Source organism: Aeromicrobium sp. Sec7.5 (genome assembly GCF_036867135.1).
Taxonomy (GTDB): Bacteria; Actinomycetota; Actinomycetes; order Propionibacteriales; family Nocardioidaceae; genus Aeromicrobium.
In genome coordinates, this window is record NZ_JBAJIJ010000001.1 from 1,680,602 (window position 1) to 1,694,510 (window position 13,909).

Genomic DNA, 13,909 nt, shown 5'->3' on the forward strand with positions numbered 1-13,909 from the left:
ACGTCACGCCCGGAGGACACCCACCACCGGGTTGAGCTCGGAGGCCGCCAGGCCTCCCGGCTGCACCCCGGGCAGGAACTCCCGCCAGGTGCCGCTGATCAGGGTCGGGGACTCCACGACGCGAGCACCGTCGGCGAAGTAGGTGGTGGCCAGCGCGCGACGTGGCTGGGTGGTCCGGTTGGGACCGGCGGTGTGGAAGCAGAGCGCGGAGTGGAAGGAGACGTCACCGACCGCGAACGGTCGTGACTCCACGGCCACCTGCCGTTCGGCGAACCGCTGGGCGACCGCCTCGTCGTAGGACGTGCCGACCTTGTCGAAGTCGAGGTCGGCGACCTCCGCGAGCACCTCGCGACCGCGGGCGAAGGACAGCGGTCCCATCGGGCCGGGAATCGCTGACATCGGCATCCACGCCGTGACGGCCTGCACCGTCTGCAGGGGGAAGTGCTCGGCGTCGTGGTGCCACGGCGTGCGGCCACATCCGGGCTCCTTCGACAGGGCGTTGTCGTGGTACAGCCGCACGGCGGGCTCCTCGAGGAGTGCGGCGGCGAGACCACCGATCCGGGGCGAGAGCGCCACGGCACGCATCAGGTCGTCGTGGAGCCACATCTGCTCCAGGGCGGTGAACCGTCCGGCGACGTCGTCGCCGTGCTCGGCCTTCAGCAGCTCCTCGAGCCGCTCGGCCAGCCGCCGCACGACGGCCGGTGAGAGGACGCCGGGCAGGCGGACGAACGCCTCGCGCCGGAAGGACTCGATGACCGTCGGGTCGAGGTCGTACGGCTCGGCCAGCTCGCGCTCGAGCTCGTCGTCGGAGGCCGGAGCGACGTCGGGCAGACCGGGGCCCTCGACGAGCTCGGCGGACGCGTCCTCGTTCTTCGCGAGCGTGACGTACCAGTCCCACCAGTCCTGGTCGTTGCCCGCCCAGTCCTGCTCCAGGCCTTCCCCGCGGTTCTGCTCGGGGAGCCGGTCGTTCGTCGTGGTGTCGTTGTTCAGAACCACAGCAGGGCCGCCTCGTGCTCGAAGGTGTAGGCACCGCTCTCGTCGCGGCAGGAGGCGAGGTAGTCGCCCAGGACGGGAGCGTCTTCCATCTGGGCCAACGACACCGAGTCGTCGAACGCGCAGCGTTGGAGGAAGCCCTCGATGACGGCGCGATCGTCGCTGCCCGTGCGGTAGGTGATGCGCTGGTCCCGCACGTCGGCACCGGCGCCCGTCAGCGCGTCGCGCACCTGCTCGGCGGAGGTGTACGGCGTGGCGTCGCGCACGCCGGCGCGGAAGGCGTCGTAGAACGCCAGGTAGTGCGAGGTGGACGTGGCCTGGGCGACCAGGCCCAGACCGCCCGGGGCCAGGGCGGCCACGATCCGCTGCGCGGCGACGTCGAGCTCATCAGCAGGTAGGGCGTACAGGGCGTGCGTGGCCCACACGACGTCATACCCCGTGCGCTCGGCGGGCAGGTCCTGCAGCGTCATCACCAGGTCGTGCCGGCCGACGAACGGCGGTGCGAGGACACCGCGTGCCTCCTGGACCGAGAAGGCCGACGGATCCAGCAGGTCGTAGGCGATGGCGGGCACCTCGCCCAGATCGGTGTGGAGGCGCAGGGCGGTCGGAAACTTCCCGCTGCCACATGCCACGTCGAGCATCGACCAGCCCTCGTGAGCCCGATCGGCGAGCACCCGTGGCCAGTCGGCGGCCAGCGCCAGCTGGCGATAGTCCTCGGTGGCCAAGGCGTAGAACGCCTCCATGCCGGTGCGCCCCGCCTCGCTCCAGTGCTGGAGACTGCGCTCCGCGGTGGATCCTGTGCTCACGCTGCTCCTCGACGCGCCGCCCAGCGGGTGGCACGCATGTTGTTCCTACCTGATTGACTCCAGTCAATGTCCAACGTATCCCCGTCCACCTCGCCTCACCCCGCACCGGCACTCCACGAGCTTCGCGAGGACGGGATTCTCGGCGACGTGCGCGCGGCTCGTCGCGGGGAGGACGCCCTCTCGGACCTCGCACCGGATGCCTACGCCCGCGGCCACGCCGCGTTCGAGGCGCGCTCGGACCAGCGGTCGTTGATCAGCGGCCATCTCGCCGCCCGACTGGCCAGCCGCGCCACCGGACCGGTCGCCGTGCTCTCCGTCGGCTGCGGCGACGGGTCGCTGGACGTGCCCCTCGCTGCTGCCCTGACCGACGTGGTGCCGGCCCGACCGGTTCGCTACGTCGGCATCGATCCGTACGTCGGGAGCACGACCGCGTTCGCCTCGGCGATGGCTGCGTTGGGTCGGGCCGGTCTGTCGGCCGAGGTTCACGCCACGACGTTCGCCGAGGCGCCGGTCAGCGAGCACTTCGACGTCGTCACGTTCGTGCACTCGATGTACTACGTCCCCGAGGTCGCCTCGACGCTCCGCGAGGCGCATGCGCTCCTGCGACCAGGGGGTGAGCTGCTGGTGGTCAACGCCCCCCGCGGAGCCCTGAACATCCTCGTCGACGTGCTCGCCCCGCCGGTCGAGGGCCACCGGCAGTGGTTCAGCGAGGACATCCCGGCGGCACTCACCCGTGCAGGCTTGCGGACCGAGGAGGTCATCACGGTCGACGCCCGCGTGGACCTGGAGGGCGCCAGCGACGAAGTCCTCGACTTCACGGTGCAGGCTCGACTCACCCCCGCGCTACGACCTCTCGTGCGCGCCTACCTCGATGCGGTGTCGGTCCCTTGCCCCACGTCGGGCGTCCCGCTCGTGCCGCACCCGGTCGACGTCTACCGCGTGCGCAGGGCTGCCTGAGTCGTTCCCACCGGCTCCTGGTGTGGGATCAGCCGATCGAACGTCGACAGGCCCAGAAGTCCTCGGACCTGCGGGCCTGACCAGTCCGGTCGAGCGGATCGGATCGGCACCGGAGCTCCTGGTTCCTCGAATCCTGCACGCCTCGACACAGCACGAAGGGCCCCCCGACTGCGTCGGTGGGCCCTTCGTTGCTGGTCGGGCTGACAGTGTGCTGGTTCAGGACATCGGCAAGGCATGTCTCAAGACATAGGCAACACTCCCGGCCACGCTGCTGGGGGTGTCGAAAGCCAAGCTCGTCATCAGCGCGATCACCGTCCAGGGACTGACCCAGGCCGAGGCCGCCCGCACCTACGGACTGTCGCAGGCCTGGGTCTCGCGCCTGATGGCCCGCTACCGCGACGAGGGTGAGGCCGGGTTCGAACCACGCTCCCGACGGCCCAAGACGTCCCCGAACGCGACCCCGGCCGCGACGGTCGCATTGGTGCTCCAGCTCCGCCGCGAGTTGACGACGGCCGGCCTGGACGCCGGCGCCGACACCATCGGCTGGCACCTGGAACACCATCACCAGACCCCGCTGCCCCGCGCGACGATCCACCGAATCCTGACCCGACACGGCTTGGTCACACCCGAACCGAAGAAGAAGCCGAAAACGGCGCTGCACCGTTTCGAAGCATCCATGCCGAACGAGACCTGGCAGTCCGACTTCACCCACTACCGCCTCAGGACGGGCGTCGACGTCGAAATCCTGACCTGGCTCGACGACTGCACCCGTTACGCCATCCGTGTCACCGCCCACCGAGCCGTCACCGCGATCATCGTCCGAGACTCTTTTCGTGAGGCCGTCAGAACCGCTGGAATCCCGGCCTCGACGCTCACTGACAACGGCATGGTCTTTCCCCCAAGCACTTCGTGCAGGGAGGTGCCCCCACCACCCGCTTCGCGAGTCGTCCCGGTCGCAACGCCCTCGAGAACGACCTCCGCCGCTTCCACGTCATCCAGAAGAACGGCCGTCCGAACCACCCGACCACCCAGGGCAAGGTCGAACGGTTCCAGCAGACGATGAAGAAGTGGCTCCGCGCTCAACCCGCCCAACCGGCCACGATCGACGCGCTCCAGGCGCTGCTCGATGAGTTCGTCGACGAATACAACAACCGGCGCCCCCACCGTTCACTCCCGCACCGAGCACCACCGGCAACCCTCTTCGAGGCCATGCCCAAAGCACTACCGATGAATAGCCGCGACGCCGAGACTCACGCCCGGATCCGACATGACCGCATCGACACCAGCGGCGTCGTCACCCTGCGCATCGCCGGCCGTCTTCACCACATCGGCATCGGCCGAACCCACGCCCGAACCCACGTGATCCTGCTCGTCCACGACCTCCACGTCCGAGTCGTCGCAGCAGCCACCGGCGAACTTCTCCGAGCGCTCGAAATCGACCCAGAACGGGACTACCAACCCCAGAAATAACAAGGCGTGAACCCACATCCGTGGGTTCACGCCTTGCCGATGTCCTGAGACATCACATGGTCGGGCTGACAGGATTTGAACCTGCGACCCCCTGACCCCCAGTCAGGTGCGCTACCAAGCTGCGCTACAGCCCGTGAACCGTCGATCACTCTATCGCAGGTGGGTCGTGGGTCATGCCACCGGCTCGGCGTTCACCGGCAGGGTCCGTCGACTCACGAACCGGCGCTCGTGACCCTCGACGGGATCGGTGAAAGCCAGGGCCTGGGCCAGGAGCTGCAGCGGCGTGCTGAAGTCGTCGACCTCGACCTCGAGGATCTCGGGGTAGAGCGGGTCGCCCACGATCGGGATGCCCAGTCCCGCCAGGTGGACACGCAGCTGGTGGGTGCGTCCGGTCCGGGGCGACAGGCGGTAGACGGCGCGACGGCCCAGGACCTGCTCGAGCTCCACGAGGGTCTCGGCGTTCGGCATGACGTCCGGCACGACCGACGCCTGCAGCTCGCCACGGTGCTTGCGGAGGTGGTTCCGCACCACGACCGGCAGCTCCAGCGCCGGGTCGTACGGCGCCAGCGCCAGGTACGTCTTGGCCACACCCTTGGCCTGGAAGAGACCGTGGTACGCACCGCGCCACCGGCGCTCGGTCGTGAGCACGAGCACGCCCGAGGTGACCCGGTCCAGACGGTGCACGGGCGACAGCTCCGGCAGGTCCAGCTCGTCACGCAGCCGCACGACGACGCTCTGGGCCACGTGGCGCCCGCGCGGGATCGTCGAGAGGAAAGGCGGCTTGTCGACCACCACGAGCCGCTCGTCACGGTGCAGGACGTCAAGGGAACCGGGCACCGTGGGTTCCTCGCGCAGGTCGCGGTGGAACCAGACGAAGGTGTGGGGGCGGTAGGGGTCGTCCTCGCGGACCACCCGGCCGCCATCGCCGACGAATCGCCCGTCGGCCAACATCCCGGACACGTCGACGCGATCGGGAAGCTTGGCGCGGAGCCAGTCGCCCATCGTCGCCCACGGCGCCGCACCCGGCGTTCGGTCCGGGGTGCGGACCCAGGCGGGCGCGAGTCCCTGTCGGGCCGGCAGGGGCGCCTGAGGAGGCATGCCCCCGGCCTAGCGGCGCTTGCGCTTCTCGCGGACGCGCTGGGTCAGGTGGATCGGCGTGCCGGCGAACCCGAACTCCTCGCGCAGGCGACGCTCCACGAAGCGCAGGTACGTGTCCTCGAGCTTGCCCGACGTGAACAGCACGAAGGTGGGCGGTGAGGTCTGCGCCTGCGTGCCGAACAGGATCTTGGCCTGCTTGCCACCGCGCACGGGGTGCGGGTGCTCGGCGACGAGACGGCCGAGGAACGAGTTCAGCATGCCGGTGCCGACGCGGGTCTCCCAGCCGTCGATCGCGGTGTCGAGGGCGCGGACGAGCCGGTCGATGTGCCACCCGGTGAGGGCGGCGATGTTGATGCGCGGCGCCCACTGGACCTGCACGAGCTCGCGGTCGATCTCGCGCTCCAGGTAGAACCGGCGGTCCTCGTCGACGAGGTCCCACTTGTTGAACGCGATGACCAGGGCCCGACCCGTCTCGCGGACGGACTGGATGATGCGGATGTCCTGCTCGCTGAGCGACTGGCTGGCATCGACGACCATGACGGCCACCTCGGCGCGCTCGATCGCCTGGCTCGTGCGCAGGCTCGCGTAGTACTCGTGGCCCGAGGCCTCCCGCACCCGCTTGCGAATGCCGGCCGTGTCGATGAAGGTCCAGGTGCGGCCCCCGAGCTCGACCAGCTCGTCGACCGGGTCGACCGTGGTGCCGGACTCGTCGTGCACGACCACGCGGTCCTCGCCGGCCAGCTTGTTGAGCAGGCTGGACTTGCCGACGTTGGGCTTGCCGACGATCGCGATGCGACGCGGACCGCCGACCGGCTCGCCGTCCCACTCCGGGGCCTCCGGCAGGGCGTCGAGGATCGCGTCGAGCATGTCGCCGCTCCCCCGGCCGTGCAGGGCCGAGACGGGGTAGGGCTCGCCGAGGCCCAGGTTCCACAGCGCCGCGGCCTCGGCCTCGGTGCGCTGGTCGTCGACCTTGTTGGCGGCCAGCACGACCGGCTTGCCGGACGCGCGCAGGATCTTGACGACTGCCTCGTCGGCATCGGTGATGCCCACCGTGGCATCGACGACGAACAGCACGGCGTCGGCGACGGACACGGCGATCTCGGCCTGGGCGGCGATGCGCTCGGCGAGGCCTCGGGCGTCGGGGTCCCAACCACCGGTGTCGACCACCGTGAAGTTGCGCCCGTTCCACGTCGCGTCGTAGGGCACCCGGTCGCGCGTGACCCCGGGGACGTCCTCGACGACCGCCTCACGGCGGCCGATCATGCGGTTGACGAGCGTCGACTTGCCCACGTTGGGTCGTCCGATCACCGCCAGGACGGGAAGGGGCCCGGTGGGCTGGTCGTGCTCGATCTCAGTCATTCGAAGGTGTCCTGCTGGGGAGGCGGACCGGGAAGGTCGCGCTGGAGGGTCTCGGTCGCCCACTCGACGTGGGTCCGCAACGCATCGGCGATCCGGTCGCTCGCGGCCGAGACGGATCCTGCGTCGCGCGGCCACGGTGTGGCCGCGAAGGTCAAAGGACGACCATAGACGACGTCGACCCGTTGTCCCGAACTCGGCTTGCTCTCGATGTCCGCCCCGGGCTCACGGGTGCCGATCACGGCGACCGGCACGACGGGGCTCCCGGTGGCCAGCGCGAAGTACCCCGCACCCCCGAACACCTCGTGCACCAGCCCGTCGCCGCGCTTTCCCTCCGGGTAGACGAGCAGGGCCTGGCCGGCCCGCAGCACGCGCAGCGCGGTGCGGACGGCGGCGGCATCGGTACGACCGCGGTGCAGCGTGATCTGCGCCCCGAGGCGCAGCAGCCAACCCCCGCCGCCCTCGAACGACTCGTGCTTGACCAGCGCGTGCAGGGCACGGTCCGAGGTGATCACGGTCAACGGACCGTCGAGCCAGCCGATGTGGTTGCTCGCAAGGATCACGGGGCCCGCGGTCGGGACGTGGTCGAGTCCGCTGACGTGGACGTCCCAGCGCCGGCTCAGGCGCCGGCGCAGCAGCGGCTTCAGGACGCGGTGCGGCCACTCGGTCAGCCCCGAGCGCACGGGTCCGGGCTGGGCGATCGTCGTCATCGGCGCTGCTCGACCAGCGTCACGATGTGGTCGATGACCTGCTCGAGCGAGAGGAACGTGCTGTCGACCTCGACCGCGTCGTCGGCCTTGGCCAGCGGTGAGGTGGCCCGGGTGGAGTCGATGCGGTCGCGGCTCAGGAGCGAGGCTGCCGTGGCGGCGGTGTCGGTGCCGCCCTCCTCAGCGGCACGACGCGCGGCGCGGGCCTCGGTGTCGGCGACCAGGTAGACCTTGAGCAGGGCGTCGGGTGCGACGACCGTGCCGATGTCACGGCCCTCGACGACGATGCCGGGGCCCGCGGCCTCGATCGCCGCCCGCTGGAGGTCGACCAGGTGGGCGCGCACCTCGGGGACCGTCGAGACCGGGCTCACGTGACGCACGACGTCCTCACCGCGGATCTGCACCGCGACGTCGGTGCCGTCGACCGTGATCGTCGGCCCCAGCGGGTCGGTGCCCGAATCGATCCGGATCTCCGGGACCGTCGCGGCGACCGTTGCGGCGTCGGCGGGGTCGACCCCGCGCTGCAGCAGGGCCCACGTCACGCCGCGGTACATCGCCCCGGTGTCGAGGTAGGCCAGACCGAGCCGGCTCGCGACGCCTCGAGCGGTGCTGGACTTGCCGGACCCGGACGGTCCGTCGACGGCGACGACGAGGGGGGTGGCGCTGACGGGCACAGGGCTCCTATCGGTACGCGGGCCAGCCGCGTGTGGTGAGGGACGTCGTGAGGTGGTCGGCCCGGTCGGCGGCGACCTCGACCTGGGCCAGACCCACGGGTCGACCGTACTCGTGGTCGATGCGGAAGTCCTCGATGTTGACCCCCGAGTCGCCGATGTCGGCCATGAGCTGCGAGAGCACGCCCGGGCGGTCGTCGACCGGGACGAACACCGAGGCGCTGACGGTGCGGATCTCGCCGTGCTTGCCGGGGATGCGCTGCGTCCCGGCCCGGCCCGCGTCGAGCACGTCCGACAGGCGTCCGGCGAGCACGTCTCCCCCGGCGTCGAGCGCGTCGAGCACCCGGTCGAGGTCGCCGCGCAGGGACTTCAGGAGGGTCGTCACGGCGCCGGCGTTGCTGTCGAGGATCTGCAGCCACATGCCGGTGGCGCTCCCCGCGATGCGCGTGACGTCGCGCAGACCCGGCCCCGCGAGGTCGACGTGCTCGCGCGGCGCGCTGGCCAGCAGCCCTGCCGTCAGCACGGAGACGACGTGGGGCACGTGCGAGACGAGGGCGACGGCCTCGTCGTGCCGGTCGGCCTCGAGCACCGTCGGCACGGCCTCGACGGCGTGCACGACCGCGGTGACCAGCGCGAGCGCGCGGTCGCTCGACTCCGGGAGCGGCACGACAGCCCACGGTCGTCCCTCGAACAGCAGCGCGGAGCCCGCGGTCGGACCGGACCGCTCGGTGCCGGCCATGGGGTGTCCCCCGACGAACCGGGAGGCGCCGGGAGTGCCGGCGACGGCGCGCGCGACGGGCGCCTTGACGCTGGCGACGTCGGTCACGACGGCCTCCGGGAACTCCGCCAGGAGCTCCAGCACGGTTGCGGGCACGACAGAGGGCGGGACGGCGACGACGACCAGATCGGGCGCCTCCGCCGGCGCCACGGTGCCGGCGCCCACCGAGGCGGCCACCTCGGCCACGCCCGGCACCGCGTCCCGCAGGTGCACCTGGACGTCGCGCGACCGCAGCGCCAGCGCCACGGAGGTCCCGATCAGGCCGCATCCGACGACGAGGGCCGTGCTGGGGAGGGTGGCGGCGGGCCGAGCAGCCTCAGTCGTCCCCTCCGTCGTCATGCCCCCACGCTATCGAAGAGCGCTCCGAGCTCGTCGCGGCTGAGGTCGCGCGTGCGACCGGAGGCCAGCGCGCCGACCCGGAGCGGGCCGAAGGCCGAGCGGGTCAGGTCGATCACCGGGTGCCCCACGTGGTCGAGCAGCCGGCGGACGATCCGGTTGCGTCCCATGTGGATCTCGAGCTCGACGAGTGAACGGCCCGTCGTGACGTCGTTGACCTTGAACCGGTCGACCACGGCGCGACCGTCGTCGAGCTCGACCCCGGCCCGGAGCTGCGCACCGACGCGGTCGGTGACCTGCCCCTCGACGAGCGCGACGTACGTCTTGCTGATCTCGAAGGACGGGTGCGCGAGCCGGTGCGCGAGGTCACCGTCGTTGGTCATGACGAGCAGGCCGGAGGTGTCGGTGTCGAGCCGGCCGACGTGGAACAGCCGCTCCGGACGGTCGCCCACGAGCGTCCGGAGGTCAGGCCGGCCCCGCTCGTCGTTCATCGACGTCACGACGCCACGCGGCTTGTTGAGCATCACGTACACGTGGTCGTTGGGCGGCGGCAGACGACGACCGTCGACGCGGATGACGGCTCGGGCGGGATCGACGCGCATGCCCATCTGCGACACGATCTCGCCGTCGACCTCGACCCGGCCGTCGAGCATCAGGTTCTCGCAGGCACGGCGGCTGCCGAGGCCGGCCGCCGCCAGGACCTTCTGCAGGCGCACCCCTTCGGCGGACTCAGGCATGGGCGCCCCGGTCCACGTCGTCGTCGGACTCCGCCGGCTCGACCTCGGGTTCGGGCACGGGCGTCTCCTCCGTCGCCTCGCCGGGCGTCCCGTCCGGGTCAGGGCCCGGGTCAGGGGCCGCTGCCGCGGTGGGCGGGGTGGCCGGCGCGAAGAGATCGTCCTCCATCTCGTCGAGCTCGGGCAGCATCGGGGCGATCTCCGGCATCTCGTCGAGGCTGCCGAGTCCCATGCGCTCCAGGAAGTAGCTGGTGGTGCGGTAGAGCAGCGCGCCGCTCTCGGCGTCCTGGCCCGCCTCCTCGATGAGGCCCCGGGTCACGAGCGTGCGCACCACGCCGTCGACGTTCACGCCGCGGATCGCGGAGATGCGCGAGCGGCTGATCGGTTGGCGGTAGGCCACGACCGCGAGGGTCTCGAGGGCGGCCTGGGTCAGCCGGGCCTGCTGCCCGTCGAGCACGAATCGCTCGACGGCCGCCGCGACGTTCTCGCGGGTGTAGTAGCGCCAACCACCGGCGATCGGCCGCAGCTCGAAGCCGCGTCCCTGCTCGTCGTACTCGGCGGCGAGGGCCTCGAGCGCCTCCTGCACGTCGACCGGGGGGTGTCCCACGGCCTGGGCCAGCGTGAGGTGGTCGAGCGGCTGGTCAGCGACCATCAGCACCGCCTCGAGGGCGGGCCGCAGGTCGAGCATCTCGAGCTCGAGCTCGTGGGGGCCCCTCGGCAAGCTCGATGAGGGCAGCTGGGCGTCACTCATGGGAGGTGTCCTTCGCGGGTTCCGGGTGGGGGGCGTCGCCGGGCGACGCGTCCGAGTCGGTCGGGGCGGCACCCGGGTCGTCGAGGTCGGGGGCGAGCAGCTCGGCCGGGAGCACGTGGGCCTCCCCCGTCTCGGGCGGGGCGTCGAACTCGAGGCCGACCTCGATCTCGCCGTCGTCGCTGCCGGTCCACCGCAGATGGAGGTCGCCGAGCGGCGTGGCCTGCTCGAAGGCGACCATGCCCTCGCGGAACAGCTCGAGCAGGGCCAGGAACCGGGCGACCGTGGTCATGAGGTCCGGCGAGTCCGAGGTCAGCGTGCGAAACGTCAGGCGGCCTTCGCGGCGCAGGCGGTCGACCACGACGTGCGCCTGCTCGCGCACGCTGACCTGCGGCGCGTGCAGGTGTGCCAGCGACAGGATCGGCTCGGGCCGCGGGGTCAGGGCGTGGGTGGCCAGCCGGGCGAGGTCGTCGGGCGTCGCCGCGATCAGGATCTCCGGCAGCAGCTGCGCGAACCGTGGCTCGAGCGGCACGGCGCGGGGGTGACGACGCTGCTCGGCCTCCAGACGGGTGCCGATCTGCGCCGCCACCTGCTTGAACGCGCGGTACTGCAGGAGTCGGGCGAACAGGAGGTCGCGGGCCTCGAGCAGCGCGAGGTCCTCCTCGTCCTCCACCTCGGCCTGGGGCAGCAGGCGCGCCGTCTTCAGGTCGAGCAGCGTGGCTGCCACGAGAAGGAACTGCGTCGTCTGCTCCAGGTCGCCGCCGAGCTCGGCGATGTAGGCGATGAACTCCGACGTCACCTCCGACAGCGCGACCTCGGTCACGTCCATCGTGTGGCGACTGATGAGCTGCAGGAGCAGGTCGAACGGGCCCTCGAAGCCGCCGATGCTCAGAGAGAAGCCCGTGCCGGGCTCGGCTGCCGGATCGACCGGCGCGTCGACCTCGACCTCGCTCATCGGTTCTCCGGAAGTCCCTCGATGCGACGGACGAGATCGCTCTCGCCGCCCCGGGCCTCGAGGTCCTCCAGCGACGCGGCGAGTGCCGCCCGGACGATGCGACCGCGGTCGACGTTGCGCCCGACGACGGCACGCACCGTGAGTCGCGCCTGCTCCAGGGCCAACAGCTCGTCGGCCGTCACGTAAACCGTGATCTTCTCGTCGTGCTTGACCCGTCCACTGGCAGCGGGCTTGACCGGCTCCTCGGACGGCGCGACGGGTTCGGGTGCCGTGGACGTCGACGCGGACGTGGACCGGAACAGCTCGTCGGCCCCCGGCATCGTCGGTCGGCGGGCGGAACCGCCGCCCGAGCTCACGCCGCGGGGCATCGCACCAGGACCTCTCGCGCCAGCTGGCGGTAGGCGTCGGCACCGGGCGAGCTGGGGGCGTACTCGGTGATGGGTTCGCCCGCGACGGTCGAGTCGGAGAACTTGACGGTGCGGCGGATGACGGTGTGGAACACGAGGTCGCCCCAGCCCTGGACGAGCGTCTGCAGGACCTCGCGGCCGTGCAGCGTACGGCTGTCGTACATCGTGCCGAGCAGGCCCACGATCTGCAGGCGCGGGTTGGTGCGCTCGCGCACCTTCTCGATCGTCTCCTTCAGGAGCGCGACCCCGCGCAGCGCGAAGTACTCGCACTCCAGCGGGATGATGACCCCGTCGGACGCGGTCAGGGCGTTGACGGTCAGCAGTCCGAGCGAGGGCTGGCAGTCGACGAGGATCACGTCGTAGTCGTCGCGCACGTCGTAGAGGGCGCGGGCGAGGGCCTGCTCGCGGCCGACCTCGGTGACGAGCTGCATCTCCGCGGCGGAGAGGTCGATGTTGGCCGGCGCGAGGTCCAGCCCCGGGACGGATGTGGGGCTGATGATGTCGCGCAGGGACAGCGACCGGTCCATCAGGACGTGGTAGATGCTCTGGTCGAGCTCGTGGGCGTTGAGACCCAGGCCCACGGTGAGCGAACCCTGGGGGTCGAAGTCGACGAGCAGCACGCGACGGCCGGCCTCGACGAGCGCGGCACCGAGGCTGATCGTGGTGGTCGTCTTGCCGACGCCACCCTTCTGGTTGCACATCGACAAGACCGTGGCCGGGCCGGGACGACGGGGCTGGATCTCACCGAACTCCGGTGTCGGACGCCCCGTGGGTCCGGTTTCCTGACTCATCTCGTCCCCATCTTCTCCAGTGCCAACAGTGCCGCTCACCCTATCGCTGTCGCCGCCGGCGACCCGCGATTGAGGCAACACGACAGAGTAACCGTCTTCCACCACGGGCCGAGGCCGGCCGGGGGCCGCGGCGCCGCGCCAGGAACCTCAGCGTCGGGCTCGGGGGTGCGCCGTCGCGTACACCTCGCGGAGGCGGTCGACCGTGACGAGCGTGTAGATCTGCGTCGTCGTGACCGAAGCGTGGCCGAGCAGCTCCTGCACGACGCGGACGTCGGCACCGCCGTCGAGCAGGTGGGTCGCGAAGGAGTGCCGCAGCGTGTGCGGCGACACGTCGACGCCGATCCCGGCGAGCCGGGCCGTGCGGGTCAGGACGGTCCACGCGCTCTGGCGCGAGAGGCGACCACCGCGGGCGTTGAGGAACAGGGCCGATGACGAGGTGGGCGTGCTCGCCGTCGAGGACACGAGGGCCGGACGCGCGGTGGTCAGGTACGTCTCGATCGCGGCGAGCGCATAGCTCCCGACCGGGACGATCCGCTGCTTGCCGCCCTTGCCGCGCAGGAGCAGGGCCCCGTCCTCGCGATCGAGGTCGTCGATGTCGATCCCCACGGCCTCCGAGATGCGGGCCCCGGTGCCGTAGAGGATCTCCAGCAACGCACGGTCGCGACGGGCCAGCGTCGTGCCGGGGGCCCCGGCCGTCTCCAGGATGGCCTCGATCTGGTCGAGCGGCAGCGCCTTCGGCAGCCTCTGGTCGGGGCGAGGTGGTCGCACCTCGGCGGTGACGTCGACCGCGACGAGCTGCTCCCGCAGCCAGAAGCGGTGGAGTCCTCGCACCGTCACGACGTGACGGGCCACGCTGGCCGGCCCCAGGGGCGGGTGGTCGTCGTCGCCGGTGCGCAGCGCAGCCACGAATCCCTGGACGTCGGCCTCCGCGACGTCGGCCGGGCTCGACCGCCCGATCAAGGCGAGGTGGTCGAGATAGCGCCGCAGGTCGCGGCGGTAGGACGTCACGGTGTTGTCGGCGAGGCCACGCTCGACGCCGAGGTGCGCGAGGTAGTCGAGGATCGCGCGGTCGAGGTCCTGCCCCTCGCTCATCGACGTGCTC

The 13,909-nt window shown here is 71.3% G+C and carries 16 protein-coding genes and 1 tRNA gene; 3 read left to right on the plus strand and 14 right to left on the minus strand.

The window, feature by feature from the left end; genetic code table 11:
• Positions 1-3: 3 nt before the first annotated feature.
• Together V6S66_RS08415 and V6S66_RS08420 are read right to left on the minus strand one after the other, a co-directional pair.
• Positions 4-996, minus strand: coding sequence for a phytanoyl-CoA dioxygenase family protein (locus tag V6S66_RS08415; protein ID WP_334206298.1), 993 nt, complete (start codon positions 994-996; stop codon positions 4-6).
• Positions 987-1,799 (minus strand): class I SAM-dependent methyltransferase, encoded by an 813-nt coding sequence (locus tag V6S66_RS08420; protein WP_334206299.1) that lies wholly within the window; start codon positions 1,797-1,799, stop codon positions 987-989. The genes V6S66_RS08415 and V6S66_RS08420 overlap by 10 nt, the downstream gene beginning before the upstream one ends.
• Before the next feature lie 66 nt (positions 1,800-1,865).
• Here V6S66_RS08420 and V6S66_RS08425 point away from each other — a divergent pair, with 66 nt between their 5' ends.
• From V6S66_RS08425 to V6S66_RS08435, 3 genes are all read left to right on the plus strand, one after another.
• Positions 1,866-2,756 (plus strand): class I SAM-dependent methyltransferase, encoded by an 891-nt coding sequence (locus V6S66_RS08425; RefSeq protein WP_334206300.1) that lies wholly within the window; start codon positions 1,866-1,868, stop codon positions 2,754-2,756.
• 277 nt (positions 2,757-3,033) lie between these two features.
• Positions 3,034-3,819, plus strand: a complete 786-nt coding sequence (locus V6S66_RS08430; RefSeq protein WP_334206301.1) for a DDE-type integrase/transposase/recombinase — start codon at positions 3,034-3,036, stop codon at positions 3,817-3,819.
• Positions 3,750-4,226 carry an integrase core domain-containing protein gene (locus V6S66_RS08435; protein ID WP_334207244.1) on the plus strand — a complete coding sequence of 159 codons (477 nt, stop codon included), beginning with the start codon at positions 3,750-3,752 and terminating at the stop codon, positions 4,224-4,226. Before V6S66_RS08430 ends, V6S66_RS08435 begins: the two co-directional genes overlap by 70 nt.
• 57 nt (positions 4,227-4,283) lie before the next feature.
• Here the strand turns inward: V6S66_RS08435 and V6S66_RS08440 are convergent.
• The 12 genes from V6S66_RS08440 to V6S66_RS08495 form a co-directional block, all read right to left on the minus strand.
• Positions 4,284-4,360, minus strand: a tRNA-Pro gene (locus V6S66_RS08440).
• Between the two features lie 37 nt (positions 4,361-4,397).
• Entirely contained in the window at positions 4,398-5,228 is an 831-nt protein-coding gene (locus V6S66_RS08445) for a pseudouridine synthase (RefSeq protein WP_334207245.1), read from the minus strand.
• A gap of 105 nt (positions 5,229-5,333) precedes the next feature.
• Positions 5,334-6,683, minus strand: a complete 1,350-nt coding sequence (der, locus tag V6S66_RS08450) for a ribosome biogenesis GTPase Der (RefSeq protein ID WP_334206302.1) — start codon at positions 6,681-6,683, stop codon at positions 5,334-5,336.
• Entirely contained in the window at positions 6,680-7,390 is a 711-nt protein-coding gene (locus V6S66_RS08455) for a lysophospholipid acyltransferase family protein (RefSeq protein ID WP_334206303.1), read from the minus strand. The genes der and V6S66_RS08455 overlap by 4 nt, the downstream gene beginning before the upstream one ends.
• A complete protein-coding gene (gene cmk, locus V6S66_RS08460; protein ID WP_334206304.1) occupies positions 7,387-8,061 on the minus strand; it encodes a (d)CMP kinase in 675 nt (224 codons plus the stop codon). The genes V6S66_RS08455 and cmk overlap by 4 nt, the downstream gene beginning before the upstream one ends.
• Before the next feature lie 7 nt (positions 8,062-8,068).
• A complete protein-coding gene (locus V6S66_RS08465; protein WP_334206305.1) occupies positions 8,069-9,175 on the minus strand; it encodes a prephenate dehydrogenase in 1,107 nt (368 codons plus the stop codon).
• Complete coding sequence (locus V6S66_RS08470; protein ID WP_334206306.1) at positions 9,172-9,909, minus strand: pseudouridine synthase; 738 nt, start codon at positions 9,907-9,909, stop codon at positions 9,172-9,174. The genes V6S66_RS08465 and V6S66_RS08470 overlap by 4 nt, the downstream gene beginning before the upstream one ends.
• Positions 9,902-10,657 carry an SMC-Scp complex subunit ScpB gene (gene scpB / locus V6S66_RS08475; RefSeq protein WP_334206307.1) on the minus strand — a complete coding sequence of 252 codons (756 nt, stop codon included), beginning with the start codon at positions 10,655-10,657 and terminating at the stop codon, positions 9,902-9,904. The genes V6S66_RS08470 and scpB overlap by 8 nt, the downstream gene beginning before the upstream one ends.
• Entirely contained in the window at positions 10,650-11,609 is a 960-nt protein-coding gene (locus V6S66_RS08480) for a segregation and condensation protein A (RefSeq protein ID WP_334206308.1), read from the minus strand. The genes scpB and V6S66_RS08480 overlap by 8 nt, the downstream gene beginning before the upstream one ends.
• Positions 11,606-11,977: a hypothetical protein gene (locus tag V6S66_RS08485; protein WP_334206309.1), complete on the minus strand. Its 372-nt coding sequence runs from the start codon at positions 11,975-11,977 to the stop codon at positions 11,606-11,608. Before V6S66_RS08485 ends, V6S66_RS08480 begins: the two co-directional genes overlap by 4 nt.
• Entirely contained in the window at positions 11,962-12,807 is an 846-nt protein-coding gene (locus V6S66_RS08490) for a ParA family protein (protein ID WP_334206310.1), read from the minus strand. Before V6S66_RS08490 ends, V6S66_RS08485 begins: the two co-directional genes overlap by 16 nt.
• Positions 12,808-12,954: 147 nt before the next feature.
• Entirely contained in the window at positions 12,955-13,899 is a 945-nt protein-coding gene (locus V6S66_RS08495) for a site-specific tyrosine recombinase XerD (RefSeq protein WP_334206311.1), read from the minus strand.
• Positions 13,900-13,909: the final 10 nt, after the last annotated feature.

What these genes read in the sequence shown, in the direction of transcription:
- V6S66_RS08445 (WP_334207245.1), bottom strand. Translation starts at nt 5,228, where the DNA reads ATGGGCGACTGGCTCCGCGCCAAGCTTCCCGATCGCGTCGACGTGTCC.
- der (WP_334206302.1), bottom strand. Translation starts at nt 6,683, where the DNA reads ATGACTGAGATCGAGCACGACCAGCCCACCGGGCCCCTTCCCGTCCTG.
- V6S66_RS08470 (WP_334206306.1), bottom strand. Translation starts at nt 9,909, where the DNA reads ATGCCTGAGTCCGCCGAAGGGGTGCGCCTGCAGAAGGTCCTGGCGGCG.
- V6S66_RS08465 (WP_334206305.1), bottom strand. Translation starts at nt 9,175, where the DNA reads ATGACGACGGAGGGGACGACTGAGGCTGCTCGGCCCGCCGCCACCCTC.
- V6S66_RS08485 (WP_334206309.1), bottom strand. Translation starts at nt 11,977, where the DNA reads ATGCCCCGCGGCGTGAGCTCGGGCGGCGGTTCCGCCCGCCGACCGACG.
- V6S66_RS08495 (WP_334206311.1), bottom strand. Translation starts at nt 13,899, where the DNA reads ATGAGCGAGGGGCAGGACCTCGACCGCGCGATCCTCGACTACCTCGCG.
- V6S66_RS08425 (WP_334206300.1), top strand. Translation starts at nt 1,866, where the DNA reads ATGTCCAACGTATCCCCGTCCACCTCGCCTCACCCCGCACCGGCACTC.
- V6S66_RS08490 (WP_334206310.1), bottom strand. Translation starts at nt 12,807, where the DNA reads ATGAGTCAGGAAACCGGACCCACGGGGCGTCCGACACCGGAGTTCGGT.
- V6S66_RS08455 (WP_334206303.1), bottom strand. Translation starts at nt 7,390, where the DNA reads ATGACGACGATCGCCCAGCCCGGACCCGTGCGCTCGGGGCTGACCGAG.
- V6S66_RS08480 (WP_334206308.1), bottom strand. Translation starts at nt 11,609, where the DNA reads ATGAGCGAGGTCGAGGTCGACGCGCCGGTCGATCCGGCAGCCGAGCCC.
- scpB (WP_334206307.1), bottom strand. Translation starts at nt 10,657, where the DNA reads ATGAGTGACGCCCAGCTGCCCTCATCGAGCTTGCCGAGGGGCCCCCAC.